Consider the following 18,479-nt stretch of genomic DNA (forward strand, 5'->3'; position numbering starts at 1 on the left):
TACGCTGGTGCCATGGACATCCTCGTCACCGGCGCCTCGGGCTACATCGGCGGACGCCTCATCCCTGAGCTCCTCGCCGCGGGGCACCGCGTCCGCGCCGCCTCCCGCCACCCCGACGGGCTGACCCGCTTCGACTGGTACGACGATGTCGACGCCGTACGCGCCGACCTGTCCGACCCCTCGTCCCTGGCCGCGGCGGTCGACGGCGTCGAGGTCGTCTACTACCTCGTGCACTCCATGGGCGACGGCACCGGCACCAGTTTCGAGGACGCCGAGAGCGCTGCCGCGACGAACCTCGCCGAGGCCGCGGCGGCCGCCGGCGTCTCACGGATCATCTACCTCTCGGGCATGCACCCGCCGGACCGTGCGCTGGAGGAGCTGTCCCAGCACATGCGCTCACGCGAACGCGTGGCCAGGATCCTGCTCGGGGGCACCGTCCCCGCGGTGGTGCTGCGTGCGGCCACGGTGATCGGATCAGGCTCGGCGTCCTTCGAGATCATCCGTCACCTCACCGAACGGCTGCCGGTGATGGTCGCACCACAGTGGATCAACAACCGCATCGAACCGGTCAGTGTGCGGGACGTCCTGCACTATCTCGTCCACGCCGCCGACGCGGCCGGTCTCGACGGGGTCAACGACCAGTTCGACGTGGGCTGCGGGCAGACCTACCGGTTCTCGGACCTGCTGCGGATCTACGGCCGGATCCGTGGTCTACGTCGCCTGATCACCGCCGTCCCTGTCCCGTTGCCGGTGGACCAGCTGTCCGGCGGATGGATCGGCCTGGTCACCCCGGTCCCCCGTTCCCTGGCGGTGCCACTGGCACAGTCCATGGCCGAGGACGCCGTGACCACCGACGGCCACCGGATCCGGGACGTCCTCCCCGACCCGCCCGGCGGCCTGGCCGACTACCCCACGGCGGTACATCGGGCCCTGCAGCGTGAAGCCACCGGCGAGGTCCCGACGTCCTGGGACCGGTCCTGGCAGTCCACCGACGTCGGTGCGGAGTCGCCCACCGACCCGGACTGGTCGGGGGAGACGGTGTACACCGACAGCCGTGAGGCCCGGACGACGGCGACGGTGGAGCAGGTGTGGCGGGTCGTGGAGTCCATCGGCGGGCGCAACGGCTGGTACTCCACGCCTCTGCTGTGGAACGTGCGCGGCATCATGGACCGGCTCGTCGGTGGCCCGGGCCTGGGAGGACGCCGCGACCCCCGCCACCTCGCCACCGGTGACCGCGTGGACTGGTGGCGGGTGGAACGCATCGACCGTCCGCACCTGCTGGTCCTCCGCGCGGAGATGAAGGTCAGCGGGCAGGCGTGGCTGATCCTCCGGGTCGACGGCACCGACGAGGCAGACGGCGCCGACGGCGCCGACGGGGACCGGGCGACCACCGTCTACCGGCAGGACGCGGTCTTCCTGCCCCGCGGACTGCGCGGACGGGCCTACTGGTGGGTCGTCGCCCCGTTCCATGCGGCGGTCTTCCCGCTGATGAAGCGAAACATCATCGCCGCGGCGGCCAGGGAATGACCATGTAGGTCCGGCGCCGCCGACGCCTGCCCCCGCGGCACGGCGTGGCAGAATGACACGCATGCAGACACCAGAACAGTCAGCGGCCCGCCTCCACCGCAACGGCACCACCGCCGCGGTCATCGTCACCCACCAGCGTGTGGACCTGCTGCGCAACTCCCTGACCGTCGTCTGCTCCCAGACCCACCCGGTGGACAAGGTCATCGTCGTCGACAACGGCTGCCAGGACGACGTCCGCGTCCTGCTGGACGACCTCGCCGGGGACCGCGCCGTCTACGTCCCCTCCCGGACCAACCTCGGCGGCGCCGGCGGCTTCGCCCTGGGCTTCCTCACCGCCCTCTCCCTGGGGATGGACGCGGTGTGGTGCGCCGACGACGACGGCCAACCCGCCGACGAACACGTCCTGGACAACCTCTACACCGTCGCCGAGACCCACGGTCTCGCCGAGGTGTCCCCCGCGGTCTGCAACATCGACGAGCCAAAGCGCCTGGCGTTCCCCCTGCGCCAAGGCGTGGTGTGGCACCGCTACATGCACGAACTGCAGGGCGACTTCCTGCCCGGTATCGCCAGCCTCTTCAACGGCGCACTGCTGAGCGCCGAGGCGATGAAAGTCATCGGTGTCCCCGACTACCGTCTCTTCATCCGCGGCGACGAAGTCGAGTACCACCGGCGTCTCGTCCGGTCCGGGCTGCCCTTCGGCACCTGCCTGACCACCTCCTACCTGCACCCGGACGGCGCGGACGAGTTCAAGCCGATCCTCGGCGGCCGGATGCACACCCAGTACCCGGACAACGCCACCAAGCGCTACTTCACCTACCGCAACCGAGGCTTCCTGATGAACCAGCCGGGGATGCGTCGTCTGCTGCCGCAGGAGTACGCACGCTTCGGCTGGTTCTTCCTAGTGCAGAAGCGGGACCTCAAGGGCTTCCGCGAGTGGCTGTCCCTGCAGGCGAAGGGACGCGCGGAGAAGTTCTACCGGCCGTAGGTGCTGCGGCGCTGCGTCCCTGCGGCGCAGGGGCGGAGGGGCGGAACTGCGGAATCCGGTGTCCGCGGCCGTCAGCTGCGGAAGATGACCCAGCGCTGGATGATGAAGTTCAGTACCGTCGCCGTACCCTGGGCGATCACGAAGCTGACGGCACGCACCCAGAACTGGTCGAGGTCCATGCCCTCGAGCCACGGGATGCTCAGCTTGTACAGGCTGACCTGCACCGCGTAGGTGGCCAGGTAGGACGCCATGGTGATCAGGAAGCGTTTCACCGACGGGGTGGCCTGGAACGTCCACCGGCGGTTGATCAGGTAGGCGGTCAGCGTGCCCAGGATGAAACCCACGGTCTTCGACGCGCCGTCGCCCATCCCCGCGAGGAACAGCAGGTAGGTGCTGCCGAAGTCGACGACAGCGCCGACCACGCCGGTCATGACGAACCGGACGAGCTGGGTCTTCAGTGTCAGGCGCTCGACTGTCCCGGTGGTGGAGTCGGTCACTTCTCGTCCCCCTCGGGCAGCGGCGTCAGGTGGACGGGCACGTGGTGGTCACGTGCCGCACGGAAGGTCCACAACTTGTTGAACAGGAAGTTCACCGGGATCGCCACGCACACCCCGATGAGGTTGCCCCAGTAGATCGGGTCCCGCAGCCCGCTGGACCCGTCCCAGATCTCCCGCGACAGGGCCACCGGCGACTCGGGGTTGATCATCGCGGTCTGCACCGCCAGAGTCACCGCCAGGCCGCCGATACCGACCATCATGAACGGGACGAGTTCCCGGAACCAGGACGACTTCCCGGACGTCCTGAACGTCCACCGGCGGTTGAGGTTGAAGTTCCACAGGTTCGCCACCACGAAGGCCAGCACCGCGAACACGTGGTACCAGCGGATGTGGAACTGGGTGCCGAGCAGGTTGGCGAACGCCGCGTGGCCGTCGAATCCGCCGAGCCACTGGGTGGTCTTGTTGGCCACGACGACGACCGCGTTGTTGACGATCACGCCCGACGCGCCGACGATGCCGAACTTCAGGAACTGCCGGGCCAAGCGCCAGGTCCGTTCCGAGGTGGACAGCCGCCGCGGCTGGGGCGTGCCTCCCCCGTCGCCCTGGGCGGCGGGGCCCGGCTGTTCGGCGATGGCGTCGGTCACGACGGGCGTCCTCCCTGCACTGGTGGTGGTCTTCGGTCCGGGAACGGTCCACGGACACTTATCGGACATACGCTACTGGCACATCCGCCATTTACGAAACACCGGCGGCACCCGTGGTGTCGGACCCGGCCGCCGTTCCCGGTCAGTCGCCGGGGGCCGCGTCGTGGCGTTGCAGGAGGTAGCGGTACATCTCGAGCCGCTCGAGCAGACTACTGCGCGGCACCAGTGGCGTCACCACCGAACCGGTCGTGTCCTTCGCCTCCCACACGCCGGCACCGCAGGCGGCCAGTGTCCGTCCGGTCGCGGTGGACAGCCCGCGGATCTCGGCGGCGGTCAGCGGGTCCGCGGACAACCGGCCGCCACCCGGCGCGATACCGGCGTCGGCGCAGGTGAAGCCGAGGGCGGACATCAGCATCTCGGAGATCTCGTCGGCGGTCGCCCGGTCCGACAGGGTGGACAGGGCCACGATCCGCGACCACGCCGCGGCCCGTCCCAGCCGCGTCGTCTCGGCGGGGACACCGTCCAGGACGGCCCGTACGCCGTCCGGGACCTGGGCGGCGCGGCCGAGGTCGAGGGCCTGCAGCAGGGGGGTGAACTCGTAGAGGTCGCCGGCCAGCAGCAGGTCCCGGAGTTCCGGGGCGAGGCCGTCGAGGATCTGTTCCACGGTCTCCTCCCCGGTCAGGGCAACGTTCACCGCAGCGAGGTCGACGTCCCGCGGGACGTCGATGTCGCCCGGCCCGCGACTGCCGGTGGGGCCGGCGAACAGCAGGGGCGGGGGGAGCGGCACCGGGGCGGTCGGCGGGGCGGTCGTGCCGTGGTAGGCGTCGGTCCCCGTGCCGGACTCGGGTATGAACTCCCCGGCGAGGCAGACCGCGTCGGGGGTGTGTTCGTCCCTGGTCATCGCCCCGGCGGTGGTCACGGTGATGACGGTGTCGTCGACGAGCAGGGTGGCGGTGCCGTCACGGCCCAGGGCCTCGTCCAGTGTGGTGCCGATGGGTCCGGCGGTGCGGCTGTAGACCCGCAGGCGGTCCCGACGGCGGGCCTGCAGGGACCAGGCCGGGCCGGTGGCGGCCCCGTCGAGCATCCGCTCGGCACCGGGGACGGTGAAGGCGATCAGCACCGCGCGCACCGTCTCGGCGACGGACAGCTGGTCGTTGAGCCCCAGGGCACGGGTGTAGAAGCCGGTGGACGGCCGGTGGTACTCCGCGAGGACCAGTAGGGTGGCCGGGGAGGTCCCGCCGTCGTCGGCCGCCGGGCCCGGGGGGTCGTCCAGCAACGGCAGCCGGAGGACGGCGGCAAGCCCGTCACCGGAGACCGGGCCGCGGGAGCGGTCCGGCCGGGAAGCATGCCGTGCGTTCATGCCACCAAGGGTAGCGACGTTACCGGGATGGTGCCGGGTGTCCGGACCAGCCACCGAACCGGCCGCCGGCCCCCTCCCTCAGGCCAGCACGAGCGGCAGGGCCCGCAGCTCCCCACCCAGGCGCTGGACCCGGAGTTTCTCGACGACGTTCCAGCTCTGCGCGAGGCGACGGACGCCCCGGGCGGTCGCCATACACCGGGTGACCGCCTCGGCGGCGTCGCCGTCGAGCCCCTGGGGAGGCAACCCGTCCTGCTCCGCGAACTCGATCTCACCCCAGGCCGGCTGCCGCTTGCCCGGGTTCGCCGCGGCGAAGTCCTCCCGGTTGCGCTCGACCGCCGCGCGGGCGTTCTCGATGGTCGCCGGCAGGTCCACCACCTGCGTCCCGTCCGGTAGTCCTTCGGGTAGTCCCGCGGCCTCGCCCGAGACGACGACGGGACGACCGAGGATCAGCGACAGCACCGCGTCGCGGTCACCGCGCTCCTCGATCCAGTCGGCGTCGGCGGCGAATCCGTGCACCCCGGCCTGATCGACGAGCCAGGCCCCGCTGAAGTCCCCGAGCAGCACCCGCGCGTCGACCTCGACCTGCCATACCGCGGTGACGTCACCGACGGTCGCGGCGACCATCACCGGTGGGTCCTGGGGCCGGGTCGCGCCCGCCTGCTGGGACTGCGTGGCCCCGGTGTCGCCTGCCGTGCCCGTCATGCGTCCACCTTCCCGTTCACCGCGTAGACGACGCCGACCTGCGCCGCGCCGTACACCGTCGACGGCAGCGCGCGGAAGATCCCGCCGATCAGAGGGATGCGGCCGAGAGTGCTGGTGACCAACGCCGCTCCCGCCGCGTCCAGACGCCCGTTGAGCCACGCAGCGGTACCGAGAACGGCGACTGGTGCTCCAGCCAGAACCACAAGCCCGGGAGCAGCATTGGTGCCCAGGTTCTCCCTCATCTGCGCCAGGGATTCACGTATCTCACCCCGTTCCTCGTCCGACAGGGCCTCCCACTCGTCGGCAAGGACGAGGCCGACCCCGGTGGCGAGTACCGCTGCCTGGCCGGCACGGCGCGGCCACTTCCGCTTCACCACGTCGCGCACCAGGTAGTACCCCAGTGTGGTGGCGGCAATGATCCGGAACTCCTTCTGCGTGAGTGCGCGTTGTCCTGTTCTGGTTTTCATGGCCATCGTGGTCCTCCTCGCAGTCGCGGCGTGCACCCCCATCGCCGGGATCCGCCTCCCCTCCGAGTGTAGATCAGCACCCGGACACGGCCGTTGTACGCTGGAGGTCATGTTCGGAAAAGACCGTGCCAAGAACCAGATGCGGCGCTCCATCGCCAAGGCGAACGCCGGCCAGCCCGCCGGGACGAAGGGGTCGCGTGCGGAGACCAACGTGGTCGGCGGCACCGCGACCGACAAGAGCTACGAGGCCGCGTCGCGGGCCGAGGCCCCGCTGAACGAGTTCATGGTGCGGCTGCTCGCCCAGGAGCTCCCGGTGCTGGACTCCACGAGCCGCCGGATCGTCAACCGCGAACTGCGTGAGTACGACGGGCCGACGATCACCTGCGTCGCCGAACTGCCGGAGACCGTCCGCGAGGTCATGGAGCTGTAGCCACGGCGGTCACCGGCACCGTTCACACGCCACTGATCTCCCGGAGCAGCCCGGCGTACCGGTCGCGCACACCCGGGTCGACACCGTGGCGGGCGGCCGCGTCGAGGCGACGCGTCACCGCGGCGATGAGCCAGTCGGCGTCGACCCGTCGGGCCTGCTGGACGACCGACTCGAAGATCAGCAACGCCTCGTCGTCCCGCCCGAGCACGTGCAGCAGCAGGGCCTCCTCGGTCAACGCCTCCAGGCGCGCCGACTCCACCGCCGTGCCCGGCACCGGCCCCACACCCGCGCGGACGAACGCCTCCTCCGCCTTCTTCGCCACTCCGGCGGCCCACGCCGTCAGCTCCAGCGCCTCGGCGACCCGGTCGGTGTGCACCAGGCCCCGGTTGACCGACAGCACGTGGTCGACCAGGTCCCCGGCCGCCCGCAACGCCAGCTCCTCGGACGGCAGCTCCGCCTCCAGGGTGGACGCCGCGACGTGGAACCGCCGGTACGCCTCCTTGAACCGGTCGACCTGGCCCGGCCAGTCCTCGGCGAAGGCGTCGCCCACCAGTGCCGTCGCCAGGCGGGTGGCCTCCGCTTCCCGACGGAAGGCGGCGTGGGGGAACCGCTGCCAGTCCAGCCCCTCGATATCGTCGAGCCCGTCGAGCACGAACGCCGCCCGCGGGAAGTCCCGGTCGTCGAGCAGCGCCGACACGCACGTCACCTGGTACTCCGCGGCGGCCTCCCACTGCTCCCGGAACCGGGCGTTGTCCGCGGCCTCGGCGAACGCGCCGGCGGCGGCCCGGTGGTTGCCCAGTTTCCCCAACGTCTCACCACGCGCCGCCATGAGGTGCACCCGCATCAGCGCACTGTCGCTCTCCGCCATCGCTGCCCCGGCGGGCTCGTCCGTCCCCGCGTTCACCAGGGCCAGGCACCTGTCGTACACGGCGAGCGACTCATGGAACGCGCCGTGCCCGGACAGCGCGACCCCCAGCGACAGCAGTTCGTCGAGCAGCCCGGGGACCTCCTCGTCCCCGAGCATCGCCACCGGGCCTGCCGGCGGGGACGGCAGACTCAGCGCCACTCCGGCGACATAGTGCGCCACCTGCGCCACCAGGGCGTCCGTCCCGGGGTCGTCCGCCGCGAGCTCCACGATGCCGGCCAGCAGGGCCGACCCGACCTCCGGTATCGACCGCGGGACGAACCTGGTGACCTGCCGGACGCCCCGCAACGCCAGACGCAGCGACTCCTTGTCGGGGTACACCCCGCCCATCAGCACGTCCTGCTCGATGACACGCCGGACGAGGGGGCCGGAGCCCTGCCAGAACCCGACGACGGTCTCCACCCGGTTCGCCAGGATCGTGACCGGGTCGGCACCGGTGTCCTCGGCCTCGTCCTGGGCGCGTTGGCGCTCCCGCAGCAGCTCGTCGAGTTCGTCGAGCACCGGGCCACCGGCACCGGTCCCAGACCCCTCAGACCTGTCAGCCTCGTCGGCCTCGTCGTAGAAGCCGCCCTCGTCCTGCGTCTCGTACCTCCGCAGCAGCTCCCCGACCAGCGCGCCGAGCGGCTCACCGCCGGGGCCATCCTGCGGGCCGTCCTGCGTGCCGGGCCCCGCCGACCCGGCACTGATCACGGCCAACCGGTCGACGGTGACACCCACCGCCTCCGACAGGCCCAGCATCGAGTACATCATCAGGGCGGCGACCGTGTCCGCCGGGTCCAGGGCCGTGAGGTCCACCGGGCCCGCCACGGGGATCTCCGGCGAGGCCGTCCCGCTGACCTCGCCGCGCCAGTCCGCGACCTCCCGCGGCAGGGTCAGCCAGGCGTCCTCCACCCACGACGGCAACGACGACGGCATCGCCGGGGTGACCGACAGGGCGTGCGACTCCGGTGCCGGGGCGACCGGCGCCGTCGGCGCACCGGCGGGCGCACGGTGCAGACCCAAACCGACGCGCGTCTCCACGTCGTTGCCGTTACGGAGGTCCAGGGCGGCCGCCGCGGACCGCGCCCGCTCACCGGTCCACCGGGCCAGGCCCGCGACCGTCCCGCCGCCGGCCTGCTCCCCCGCCAACGCCAACCAGTCCGCCACCGCCGGCAGACCGGCGAACAACGGCCGCACCTCGCCGGCCCCGGCACGCGCCGCGGCGTCCAGCACGGTGTGCAGCCCCTCCAGGAGATGGACGTCCTCGGCGGGGGCCCGCCGGTGCAGCGCCATGACCGGCAGCATCCGGTCCAGCAGCCCCAGCGCCAGCGACGTCCGTCCCGTCACCGCGAGGAGCTCGGCCACCTGCAGCAGGGCGTCCGACAACTCCGGCGACCCCACCGCCCGGTCCGCGACGAACGCCGCCCGCGCCGCCGTGACCTCCGGGTCGACGACACCGGACAACGGGATCAGCGACTCCGCCAGCATCACCGTGGGCTGCACATGGGCCTCCGGGGCGTTCTCCATGGCCTCGACGATCCCGGCCACGGTCTCCAGGTCACCCCGCTGCAACGCCACCATGCCGCGGACATCCAGGTCACGCTGGAAACGGTGCGCCTGCGCCCACGTCATCTCCTCGGGCAACGACGGTTCCGGCAGGTCGTCGAGGATCCCCTGCGCCTCGTCCAACCGGCCCAACGCCAGCAGCACGCGCACGCGGGTCTCGGCGATGTCGGTGGTGGACCGTCCGAGGCTCTCCAACGCCCCGGCCGCCGTCTCGCCCAGTGCCTCCAGGTCGGCCAGGGCGATGTCCGGACGCTGCGCCGCACCCAGGACGATCTCCTGCCACAGCAGGTCGAAGATGTTCGGCAGGTCCCCCTCCGCCCCGTTCCGTCCGGCGTCGGGGTGCGCGGGGAAGCGGTGCGGGTCCTCCCGGTGCTTCTCCCACAGCCCCGGCAGCAGGTCGACGGTGTCCGGACGGTCGAGCGACTCCCCCTCCAGACAACGCAGCAGGTCAATCCGGTAGGCCAACTCCTCGTCCTCACGGGAAGTTCCCAGACAATCCGGCAGTTCCTCACACCTGCGCAGGTAGGACTCCTCGCTGATCTCCCCGCGGGAACGCCTCCCCCGCAGAGAATCCCATTCCTGTGCGACCCACGCCACATCCTGCGTATCTCCGACCCGTCCCATGCCCCAACTATGACATGGATCGGCCTCCCCCGGCGGTAGGGTGGTCACCATGGAACTGAAGACGCACACCCGGACGCTCACCGGGTGGGGACGAACCGCGCCCACCTCGGCCGAGGTCCTCGCCACCCCTGATGTCGACATCATCTCCGCCGCCGTCGCCCAGGTCGCCGACGACAACGCCGACAAGCCCGACCACCTCAAGCGCGGCGTCATCGCCCGCGGCATGGGCCGGTCCTACGGCGACCCCGCCATGAACGGCGGTGGCCTGGTGATCGACATGCAGCAGCTCAACCGCATCCACTCCATCGACCCGGACACCGCCCTGGTCGACGTGGACGCCGGCGTCACCCTCGACCAGCTGATGAAGGCCGCGCTGCCCTCCGGCCTGTGGGTCCCGGTCCTGCCCGGCACCCGCCAGGTCACCATCGGCGGGGCCATCGGCCCGGACATCCACGGCAAGAACCACCACTCCGCCGGTTCCTTCGGCGACCACGTGGTCTCCATGGAACTGCTCGTCGCCGACGGACGTGTCCTGCACCTCGAACCGGAGGGCTCCGCGGACGACCCCGACGGCACCCTGTTCTGGGCCACCGTCGGTGGCATGGGCCTGACCGGCATCATCCTGCGGGCCACGATCCGGATGACGAAGACGGAGACCGCCTACTTCCTGGCGGACACCGACCGCACCGACACCCTCGACGAGACCATCGCCGCACACTCCGACGGCTCCGAGGTCAACTACACCTACTCGTCGGCCTGGTTCGACTGCATCTCCCCCGCCCCGAAACTGGGCCGGGCGACGATCTCCCGCGGCTCGCTGGCCACCCTGGACCAGCTCAAGGAGTACGCCCCGAAGCTGGCGGCGGACCCGCTGAAGTTCAACGCCCCGCAGCTGATGACCGTGCCGGACATCTTCCCGTCCTTCACCCTGAACAAGCTGACGCTGTCCGCCGTGGGCCTGGCGTACTACACGATGGGTGCCCCGGCGAAGAACCAGGTCAAGAACCTCACGCAGTTCTACCAGCCGCTCGACCTCATCGGGGAGTGGAACCGCGGCTACGGGTCGAAGGGCTTCCTCCAGTACCAGTTCGTGGTGCCGACCGAGGCCGTGGAACCGTTCAAGGACATCATCCGCGACATCCAGGCGTCCGGCCACTACTCCGCGCTGAACGTGTTCAAGCTCTTCGGCGAGGGCAACCGTGCACCGCTGAGCTACCCGATGCCCGGCTGGAACGTGTGCGTGGACTTCCCGATCCGTCCGGGTCTCGGCGCCTTCCTGGACAAGCTCGACCAGCGCGTCATGGAGTTCGGCGGCCGCCTCTACCTGGCCAAGGAGTCGCGTACCTCCGCCGAGAACTTCCACAGGATGTACCCGGGCCTGGAGGGCTGGCTGGAGACCCGCCGGTCCATCGACCCCACGGGCGTCTTCGCCTCCGACATGTCCCGCCGCCTCGAGCTCAACTAGAGCCTGTTTAGGAGAGTCTTTCCAATGATCAACGCTGTGGGTAAGCCCCAGTCCATCCTGCTGCTCGGCGGCGCCTCCGACATGGGCCTCGCCGTGGTCGAGGAGTTCCTGACCCGTGGCCCGGCCCGTGTGGTGCTGGCCGCCCGCCCCGGCGAGGACCTGTCCTCCGCCGTGGAACGTATGGAGGCCGCGGGCGCCTCCGCCGTGGAGACCGTCGGCTTCGACGCCACCGACTTCGACTCCCACCCGGCCGTCTTCGACGAGATCTGGGCCGGTGGCGACATCGACCTGGCCGTCGTCGCCTTCGGTGTGCTCGGTGACAACGAGGTGCAGTGGACCGACCAGAAGCAGGCCGTGCTCGCCGCCCAGGTGAACTACACCGGCGCCGTCTCGGTCGGTGTGCTGCTGTCCAACCGGATGAAGGCCCAGGGCCACGGCCAGATCGTGGTCTTCTCGTCGGTCGCCGGTGAGATGGTGCGACGCTCGAACTTCGTCTACGGCTCCACGAAGGCCGGCGTGGACGGTTTCTACCGCATGCTCGGCGAGGCGTTGCGTGGCACCGGGGTGAAGGTGCTGACCGTGCGCCCCGGCCAGGTGCGCACGAACATGACCGCCGGGCTGGACGACGCCCCGCTGACCGTGGACAAGACCGACGCCGCGAAGGCCGTCGCCGCAGGTGTCGACGGCGGCAAGCCGGTCATCTGGATCCACCCGCTGTTCCGCCCGATCATGCTGATCCTGAAGAACCTGCCGCAGTTCATCGTGCGGCGCCTGCCGCTGTAGGACAGTTCCGCCGCTCACGAACGGAAGAGGCAATATCCATTCGCGTTGACATCGACGCGAACGGATCATGGTATAAACGTATTCCATGTCGTCATGGCCGAACGTTTCCTACGAAACCCTGCCCTGGACATCCCGTGCGCTGCTGTCGAATCGGGCGAGACGGCGCCAACCCACGCACTACACGTCCGCCACTCCTCCACGGATATCGGAACTCGAGCATGTGTCGGCCCATCTCACTGAGGCCAATCTGACCCTCGCTGACGAGGCGACGATCGCGGCCACCAGGTTCGATGCGACAGAAGCGTCCGGTATCCTCCCCTTCGCCCCCCTCCTTCTCCGGGGCGAGTCCGTGGCGTCCTCCCGTATTGAACAGCTCACGTCATCGTCACGGAAAGTGATGGAGGCTGAACTGTTCGACGCCCCTTCGGGACGGACCGGGAATGCCGCATTGATCGCTGCCGCCACGGCCCAGATGACCGAAGCCATCGGTGCACAGGATCTCCCGACCCTCCAGTCCATTCTCACGATGCACGAGCTGTTGCTGGGGCCCAGTGACCCCACGATCGCCGGAGTGTTCCGCGACACCCCGGTCTGGATCGGCGGCAGCGACAGCCACCCGGACGGCGCCCTGTTCGTACCCCCCGAGCCTGGCCGCGTTCCGGCTCTCATGGAGGACCTGGTGGTCTTCATGACGCGCCGCGATGTCCCCGCCCTCGTCCTCGCAGCGGTCAGCCATGCCCAGTTCGAGACCGTCCACCCGTTCGCCGACGGGAACGGCCGGACCGGACGTGCACTGATGCACAGGATCCTCCGTGCCCGTGGAGTGTCCCGGAACGGAACCCTCCCGCTCGCAGCCGGCATCCTCGAGGACCCCGAGTCCTACTTCGCAGCCCTGGACACCTACCGCGCCGGAGACATCAACGCGATTGTCCAGCTGATCTCCCGGTCTGCACTGCGTGGTGCAGAGCTCGGGGAATGGCTGGGAGGCGAGTTGACCGCGATCCGGCATACCTGGACCGACAGGGTCCACGCCCGGAAAGACGCCGCCGACTGGAGGATCCTCGACATCCTGGTGCGCCAGCCGGTCGTCGACTCCGACATCATCTGCGGCGAACTCGGTCTCAGCCAGGTGAACACCCGGCGCGCGCTGGACCGGCTGGAGGAGGACGGGATCCTGGTCAGCTCACAGATCACCAGTTCACGGCGGGCATGGCGCAGCCCCGAGGTTCTCGAACTCCTGGACGAGTTCGCGGAACGCGCCGGGCGTCGCGGGATGCCGTGAGAGCTACCCCGCGAAGGGGTAGTCCGTGTACCCGTGCGCCCCGCCGACGTAGAACGTCGAGGAGTCCGGGGTGTTCAGCTCCAGGCCGTCCTTCCACCGCAGGACCAGGTCCGGGTTGGCGATGAACTGACGTCCGACCACCGCGGCGTCGGCCAGGTCGTCCTCGACGATGTGCCGTGCCTCGTCCAGCTCGGTGACGTGGCCGAACCCGCTGTTGAGCAGGAACGTCCCCGCGAACCTCGCGCGCAGGGCGGAGACGAGGTCACCGTCGATGTCGGCGTGCAGCACCGACAGGTACACCAGCCCGAGGTCACGGATTCCGTCAATCAGGGCGCCGTAGGTCGCCAGGACGTCCCCCCGGTCGTCCTCCGGGACGCCCTGCACACCGTGTTCCGGGGAGATGCGCAGTGCGGTGCGGTCGGCACCGATCTCGGCGGCCACCGCGCGCACCACCTCGACGGTGAGGCGGGCCCGGTTCTCCGGGGATCCCCCGTAGGCGTCGTCCCGGTGATTCGAGGACGCCGCGGTGAACTCGTGCAGCAGGTAGCCGTTCGCACCGTGGATCTCGACTGCGTCGACACCGGCGTCGACGGCCCGGCGTGCCCCGTCGACGAATTCCTGGACGATCCGCGGGATCTCGTCGGTGCCCAGAGCCCGGGGCACCACACCGTCGAGCTTGCCGGAGAACCCGCGGACCGGGCCGCCGGTACCGATCGCGCTGGGCGCCTCCGGCTCACCACCGCGCAGCAGGTCGGGGTGGGACGTCCGGCCACCGTGCATGATCTGCATCACCAGGGTGCCGCCCTCGGCGTGGACCGCCTCGGCGACCTGCGCCCACCCCTCCTGCTGTGCGGCGTCGGCGATACCGGCCTGGCCGGGGAAGGAGCGGTTGCTGAAGGCCGGGAACGTCCCCTCCGTCAGCACGAGGCCGGCGGAGGCCCGCTGCCGGTAGTACTCCACGTGGAGGTCGGTGGGGACGCCGTCCTCGTCCGCCCGCTGGCGGGTCAGCGCGGCCATGGTCACCCGGTTGGTGAGGTGGAGCGCGCCGGTGTCCAGCGGGTCGAAGAGTGAGGTCGTCATCGTGGAAGTCGCGGGAGTCGTCGAAGTCGCTGTCGCGGGAGTTGTCGTCATTCCCGGAACAACCCGGCCGGCCCCGGTGGTATTCCCCGGCACGGCACCACCCCTTGCGATATACCCCATGGGGGTATACAGTGGGCCCTGTCAAGGAGACAGAAGCAACCAAGGAGGACACCATGACCACCATCACCAGGAACTACACCGTCGACGGCATGACCTGCGGACACTGCAAGGCGTCCGTCGAAGAGGAGATCGGCGGGATCACCGGCGTCACCTCCGTCGACGCCGAACTCTCCACCGGCACCGTCACGGTCACCGGCGAGGACCTCGACGACTCCACGGTCGCCGACGCCGTCGCCGAGGCCGGATACAGCATCAGGAGCTGAGCATGACCACTGCACCCGTCACACCTGTCGAGCCGGTCGAACCGGTCGACGTGATCCACCTCGACCTCGGCGTCACCGGCATGACCTGCACCTCGTGTTCGAGCCGCGTGGAACGCAAGCTCAACAAACTCGACGGCGTCGACGCCACCGTGAACTTCGCCACCGAGTCCGCGTCCGTGGACTACGACCCGTCGAAGGCCGACCCCGGGTCGCTGATCGACACGGTGCGTGGCGCCGGGTACGACGCCTTCGCCATGGCCGACGGAGAACAGGACGTCACACCCGACACCGACGGGGCGCAGGACGACAACCGGTCGCGGGTCGACGCCGCCCGCGACAGCGAGGCCGCCGACCTGAAGAAGCGCACCATCGTCTCGGCGCTGGTCACGGTACCGGTGGTGCTGCTGAGCATGGTCCCGGCACTGCAGTTCGACAACTGGCAGTGGGCCGTGCTGACCATGGTCACGCCCGTGTACTTCTGGGGCGGCGCGCCGTTCCACCGGGCCACGCTGACGAACCTGCGCCACGGCGCCTTCACCATGGACACCCTGGTCAGCATGGGGACGACGGCGGCCTACCTGTGGTCGCTGTGGGCCCTGTTCATCGGCAACGCCGGGATGACCGGCATGACCATGGAGATGCACCTGCTCCCGTCCGACACCACCATGGACGAGATCTACCTCGAGACCGCCGCGGTGGTGATCACGTTCCTGCTGCTGGGCCGCTGGTTCGAGACCCGCGCGAAGGGGCGCTCCTCCGAGGCCCTGCGAACCCTGCTGGACCTGGGGGCCAAGGACGCCACCGTCCTGCGCGACGGTGCCGAGGTCCGCGTACCCACCAGCCGGCTGCAGGTCGACGACGTGGTCGTGGTCCGTCCCGGCGAGAAGATCGCGGCGGACGGCGTCGTCACCGACGGCAGCTCCGCCGTGGACGAGTCGATGCTCACCGGCGAGTCGGTGCCGGTGGAGGTCGCCGTCGGGTCCACCGTCACCGGGGCGACGATCAACACCTCGGGACGCCTGCTGGTGCGGGTGACCCGCACCGGCGAGGACAGCACCCTGGCGCAGATGGCCCGTCTGGTCACCGACGCGCAGTCGAAGAAGGCGCCCGTGCAGCGCCTGGTGGACCGGATCTCGCAGATCTTCGTCCCGGTGGTCATCCTCGTCGCCGTCGCCACCCTGGTCATCCACATCGCCACCGGTGGCGGCGTGGCCCCGGCGTTCACCGCCGCGGTCGCCGTGCTGATCATCGCCTGCCCGTGTGCCCTGGGACTGGCCACGCCGACGGCGCTGCTGGTGGGCACGGGCCGCGGCGCCCAGCTCGGCCTGTTGATCAAGGGGCCCGAGGTACTGGAGTCCACCCGGCGCGTGGACACCGTGGTCATGGACAAGACCGGCACCGTCACCTCCGGGGTGATGTCCGTCAGTGAGGTCACCGCGGACGAGGACGGTTCCGGGGACGGGGACGGTTCCACCGAGCAGCTGCTCGCCCTCGCCGCCGCCGTGGAGTCCGGTTCCGAGCACCCGATCGCCCGCGCGATCGTGCGGGCGGCCGAGGAGCAGGAGGCGGCCGCGGGGATCCCCGCGGCCACGGACTTCAGCACCACGGCCGGCCGTGGCGTGACCGCGCAGGTCGACGATTCCACGGTGACGGTGGGCCGTCCCGCGGCGGCCCTGTCCGACAGGCTGCGGCAGGCCTTCGACCGGGCGCAGGACGCCGGCGGCACCCCGGTGGTCGTCGAGGTCGACGGGCGGGCCGCCGGCGTGGTCACCGTGCGGGACACGGTGAAGCCGACCTCCGCGGAGGCTGTCGCCGGGCTGAAGGAGCTGGGGCTGACCCCGATGCTGCTCACCGGCGACAACGAGGGGGCGGCCCGTGCCGTCGCCGCCGAGGTGGGGATCGACCCCGCGCACGTCATCGCCGGTGTCATGCCGGACGAGAAGGTCGACCACGTCGAGTCGCTGCAGGCCGAGGGCCGCAACGTGGCGATGGTGGGTGACGGCGTCAACGACGCCGCGGCACTGGCCGCCGCCGAACTGGGGCTGGCGATGGGCGCGGGGACGGACGTGGCGATCGAGGCGTCGGACATCACCCTGATGAACGACGACCTGCGTTCCGCCGTCGACGCCATCCGCCTGTCGCGCCGCACGCTCGGCACGATCCGCGGCAACCTGTTCTGGGCGTTCGCCTACAACGTCGCGTTGATCCCGGTGGCCGCGATCGGGCTACTCAACCCGATGCTCGCGGGAGTGGCGATGGCCTTCTCCTCGGTGTTCGTGGTGTCGAACTCGCTGCGTCTGCGCGGGTTCCGGTCCAGCCACGGCAGCTGAGTACAGCTGCTCACACCAGCGGGTTCCCCTCCGGGATCTGCCCGCAGGTGCTGGTCGGGGTCTCCCCGGCCACGCGGGCGTTCACCCACGGCACCATCTGCGTCGCCCACGCCGCCCCCGCCATCGCGTGACCGCCGGTGGGGATCTCGCGGTAGTCCACGTCCGTGCCGTCCTCGCAGTACTTCCGGGCCAGGGTGCGGGTGTCGCCGAGCAGCATCACCCCGTCACCGTCGCCGAGGACCGGGTGGGGCGGGGTGTCCTCGGCGGTACCGCCGCCGGCCTGCACCAGGAGCTGGGGGAACGGCGGGGTGTCGCGCAAGCCCATGTTCGTGTCGTCCAGGAGACGGCGCACCTCGGGGATGGAGTCCGGGTCGGGGTACTCCGGCCGGATGATCTCGTCCCACCGCAGGTGCTCGTAGGCGTCGGAGGCGTCGCCGATGGCGACCCGGTCCATGTCGGCGAAGACCTGCCGGCCGGTATCGGTGAGGTAGGGGTCCATGTCGACACCGTAGGCGCGGGTCAACCCCACCATGGCCATACCGACGACGCCGGACCATCCACTCCCCTCGCCGGCGTAGGCCAGGTTGTGCTCGGGCCGCACCATGGTGCCGCCCTGGGCGACCCCGACAATGCCCTCCGCGACGTCCGGGGCGTAGCTCTCCGCCAGGATCGCCGCCCACCCCGCGCCGATCGACCCGCCGGAGTAGCCGACGAGGGCGGTGGGCGCGTCGGACGGGACGTCCGCCCCGGGCGTGCGGTGGGCCGCCCGGAGACCGTCGAGGATGATCTGCCCGTACTCGGGCCCGGCGGCGAAGATCTCCCGCTCGCCCTGGATGTCGGGCATCACGACGGTGTGCCCGGCCGCCAGCAGCGGTGCGACGAAGGCCAATTCGGCGAGCACGACCGCGCCCCCTTCGGTGACGTTCCCGGCCAGGACGCGCGACGGGCCGTCCTCGGGCCGCATGGAGTCGTAGAAGCTGGCGTACATCACGGTGCCGCCGGACGGTTCGACCGACGCCGGCGGGTGGATCACGCTGGTCACGGCGGCGGACGGGTCGCCGAGGGAGTCGGTGGTGCGGTACTGCACCTGGGTGACCTGCAGCGGGGCGTCGAACTCCTCCATGCTCGCCGGGACGGTGCGCTGCTTCACCGGCGCCCCCGGTGCCAGGCCCCGGAGGTCACCGCCGTCGGGGAGGGAGAAGAAGGACCCGTCGTCCTGGACAGTCGGGATCTCCGCCGGGGCGGTGACGGGGGCGGACACCGTCGTCTCCCCCGGTGGGCCGTCGGCCGTCCCGGCGCAGGCGGGCGCCGCCCCGCCGACGAGGGCCAGGGCGACGAGTGTCGCCCACAGTGTCTTCCGTGTCTTCTTCGTGTCCCGCATCGTTCCTCCCGATCGTCAGTCAGTTGACGACACCGTAGCCACGGAATCCGGACTCCTCGGGGAGGTGCC

General features: G+C 70.6%; 16 protein-coding genes. 8 read left to right on the forward strand and 8 right to left on the reverse strand.

Features of this window, described 5'->3' with window-relative positions:
• The first annotated feature begins 12 nt into the window (after positions 1-12).
• On the forward strand, positions 13-1,527 hold the full coding sequence (locus MUN33_RS02350; protein ID WP_244803306.1) for an SDR family oxidoreductase: 1,515 nt from the start codon (positions 13-15) through the stop codon (positions 1,525-1,527).
• A gap of 61 nt (positions 1,528-1,588) precedes the next feature.
• Positions 1,589-2,512 (forward strand): galactofuranosyltransferase GlfT1, encoded by a 924-nt coding sequence (glfT1, locus tag MUN33_RS02355; RefSeq protein ID WP_244803307.1) that lies wholly within the window; start codon positions 1,589-1,591, stop codon positions 2,510-2,512.
• Positions 2,513-2,583: 71 nt separating this feature from the next.
• Here glfT1 and MUN33_RS02360 read toward each other — a convergent pair whose 3' ends face one another.
• The 5 genes from MUN33_RS02360 to MUN33_RS02380 all read right to left on the reverse strand — a co-directional run bounded on the left by MUN33_RS02360 (position 2,584) and on the right by MUN33_RS02380 (position 6,182).
• A complete protein-coding gene (locus tag MUN33_RS02360; protein WP_244803308.1) occupies positions 2,584-3,009 on the reverse strand; it encodes a GtrA family protein in 426 nt (141 codons plus the stop codon).
• Positions 3,006-3,578: a GtrA family protein gene (locus tag MUN33_RS02365; protein ID WP_244803458.1), complete on the reverse strand. Its 573-nt coding sequence runs from the start codon at positions 3,576-3,578 to the stop codon at positions 3,006-3,008. Before MUN33_RS02365 ends, MUN33_RS02360 begins: the two co-directional genes overlap by 4 nt.
• A 217-nt stretch (positions 3,579-3,795) precedes the next feature.
• Entirely contained in the window at positions 3,796-5,013 is a 1,218-nt protein-coding gene (locus tag MUN33_RS02370) for a hypothetical protein (RefSeq protein WP_244803309.1), read from the reverse strand.
• A gap of 78 nt (positions 5,014-5,091) precedes the next feature.
• Positions 5,092-5,715 (reverse strand): N-acetylglucosamine-6-phosphate deacetylase, encoded by a 624-nt coding sequence (locus MUN33_RS02375; protein WP_244803310.1) that lies wholly within the window; start codon positions 5,713-5,715, stop codon positions 5,092-5,094.
• Positions 5,712-6,182 (reverse strand): DEAD/DEAH box helicase family protein, encoded by a 471-nt coding sequence (locus MUN33_RS02380; RefSeq protein ID WP_244803311.1) that lies wholly within the window; start codon positions 6,180-6,182, stop codon positions 5,712-5,714. Before MUN33_RS02380 ends, MUN33_RS02375 begins: the two co-directional genes overlap by 4 nt.
• Positions 6,183-6,291: 109 nt before the next feature.
• Here MUN33_RS02380 and MUN33_RS02385 point away from each other — a divergent pair, with 109 nt between their 5' ends.
• Complete coding sequence (locus MUN33_RS02385) at positions 6,292-6,612, forward strand: hypothetical protein (protein ID WP_244803312.1); 321 nt, start codon at positions 6,292-6,294, stop codon at positions 6,610-6,612.
• Positions 6,613-6,634: 22 nt separating this feature from the next.
• Here MUN33_RS02385 and MUN33_RS02390 read toward each other — a convergent pair whose 3' ends face one another.
• Positions 6,635-9,706, reverse strand: a complete 3,072-nt coding sequence (locus tag MUN33_RS02390) for a hypothetical protein (protein WP_244803313.1) — start codon at positions 9,704-9,706, stop codon at positions 6,635-6,637.
• Between the two features lie 49 nt (positions 9,707-9,755).
• Between MUN33_RS02390 and dprE1 the strand changes: the two genes are divergently transcribed.
• From dprE1 to MUN33_RS02405, 3 genes are all read left to right on the forward strand, one after another.
• A complete protein-coding gene (gene dprE1 / locus MUN33_RS02395; protein WP_244803314.1) occupies positions 9,756-11,171 on the forward strand; it encodes a decaprenylphosphoryl-beta-D-ribose oxidase in 1,416 nt (471 codons plus the stop codon).
• 24 nt (positions 11,172-11,195) lie between these two features.
• On the forward strand, positions 11,196-11,954 hold the full coding sequence (gene dprE2 / locus MUN33_RS02400; RefSeq protein WP_244803315.1) for a decaprenylphospho-beta-D-erythro-pentofuranosid-2-ulose 2-reductase: 759 nt from the start codon (positions 11,196-11,198) through the stop codon (positions 11,952-11,954).
• A 397-nt stretch (positions 11,955-12,351) separates the two neighbouring features.
• Entirely contained in the window at positions 12,352-13,236 is an 885-nt protein-coding gene (locus MUN33_RS02405) for a Fic family protein (RefSeq protein WP_244803459.1), read from the forward strand.
• A 3-nt stretch (positions 13,237-13,239) separates the two neighbouring features.
• Here the strand turns inward: MUN33_RS02405 and MUN33_RS02410 are convergent, their stop codons facing one another.
• Positions 13,240-14,316 carry an alkene reductase gene (locus MUN33_RS02410; protein ID WP_244803316.1) on the reverse strand — a complete coding sequence of 359 codons (1,077 nt, stop codon included), beginning with the start codon at positions 14,314-14,316 and terminating at the stop codon, positions 13,240-13,242.
• A 173-nt stretch (positions 14,317-14,489) separates the two neighbouring features.
• Here MUN33_RS02410 and MUN33_RS02415 point away from each other — a divergent pair, with 173 nt between their 5' ends.
• Both MUN33_RS02415 and MUN33_RS02420 read left to right on the forward strand, forming a co-directional pair.
• Positions 14,490-14,699 carry a heavy-metal-associated domain-containing protein gene (locus MUN33_RS02415; RefSeq protein ID WP_244803317.1) on the forward strand — a complete coding sequence of 70 codons (210 nt, stop codon included), beginning with the start codon at positions 14,490-14,492 and terminating at the stop codon, positions 14,697-14,699.
• A gap of 2 nt (positions 14,700-14,701) precedes the next feature.
• Positions 14,702-17,029 (forward strand): heavy metal translocating P-type ATPase, encoded by a 2,328-nt coding sequence (locus MUN33_RS02420; RefSeq protein ID WP_244803318.1) that lies wholly within the window; start codon positions 14,702-14,704, stop codon positions 17,027-17,029.
• A gap of 10 nt (positions 17,030-17,039) precedes the next feature.
• Here the strand turns inward: MUN33_RS02420 and MUN33_RS02425 are convergent, their stop codons facing one another.
• Positions 17,040-18,410 (reverse strand): lipase family protein, encoded by a 1,371-nt coding sequence (locus tag MUN33_RS02425; protein ID WP_244803319.1) that lies wholly within the window; start codon positions 18,408-18,410, stop codon positions 17,040-17,042.
• Between the last annotated feature and the right edge of the window lie 69 nt (positions 18,411-18,479).

Source organism: Corynebacterium kalidii, assembly GCF_022869005.1.
GTDB classification, from domain to species: domain Bacteria; phylum Actinomycetota; class Actinomycetes; order Mycobacteriales; family Mycobacteriaceae; genus Corynebacterium; species Corynebacterium kalidii.

Bases quoted from the DNA above. Each gene is read 5' to 3' on its own strand.
- MUN33_RS02350 (WP_244803306.1), top strand. From the start codon at position 13: ATGGACATCCTCGTCACCGGCGCCTCGGGCTACATCGGCGGACGCCTC.
- glfT1 (WP_244803307.1), top strand. From the start codon at position 1,589: ATGCAGACACCAGAACAGTCAGCGGCCCGCCTCCACCGCAACGGCACC.
- MUN33_RS02370 (WP_244803309.1), bottom strand. From the start codon at position 5,013: ATGAACGCACGGCATGCTTCCCGGCCGGACCGCTCCCGCGGCCCGGTC.
- MUN33_RS02375 (WP_244803310.1), bottom strand. From the start codon at position 5,715: ATGACGGGCACGGCAGGCGACACCGGGGCCACGCAGTCCCAGCAGGCG.
- MUN33_RS02380 (WP_244803311.1), bottom strand. From the start codon at position 6,182: ATGAAAACCAGAACAGGACAACGCGCACTCACGCAGAAGGAGTTCCGG.
- MUN33_RS02385 (WP_244803312.1), top strand. From the start codon at position 6,292: ATGTTCGGAAAAGACCGTGCCAAGAACCAGATGCGGCGCTCCATCGCC.
- MUN33_RS02390 (WP_244803313.1), bottom strand. From the start codon at position 9,706: ATGGGACGGGTCGGAGATACGCAGGATGTGGCGTGGGTCGCACAGGAA.
- dprE1 (WP_244803314.1), top strand. From the start codon at position 9,756: ATGGAACTGAAGACGCACACCCGGACGCTCACCGGGTGGGGACGAACC.
- dprE2 (WP_244803315.1), top strand. From the start codon at position 11,196: ATGATCAACGCTGTGGGTAAGCCCCAGTCCATCCTGCTGCTCGGCGGC.
- MUN33_RS02405 (WP_244803459.1), top strand. From the start codon at position 12,352: ATGGAGGCTGAACTGTTCGACGCCCCTTCGGGACGGACCGGGAATGCC.
- MUN33_RS02410 (WP_244803316.1), bottom strand. From the start codon at position 14,316: ATGACGACCTCACTCTTCGACCCGCTGGACACCGGCGCGCTCCACCTC.
- MUN33_RS02415 (WP_244803317.1), top strand. From the start codon at position 14,490: ATGACCACCATCACCAGGAACTACACCGTCGACGGCATGACCTGCGGA.
- MUN33_RS02420 (WP_244803318.1), top strand. From the start codon at position 14,702: ATGACCACTGCACCCGTCACACCTGTCGAGCCGGTCGAACCGGTCGAC.
- MUN33_RS02425 (WP_244803319.1), bottom strand. From the start codon at position 18,410: ATGCGGGACACGAAGAAGACACGGAAGACACTGTGGGCGACACTCGTC.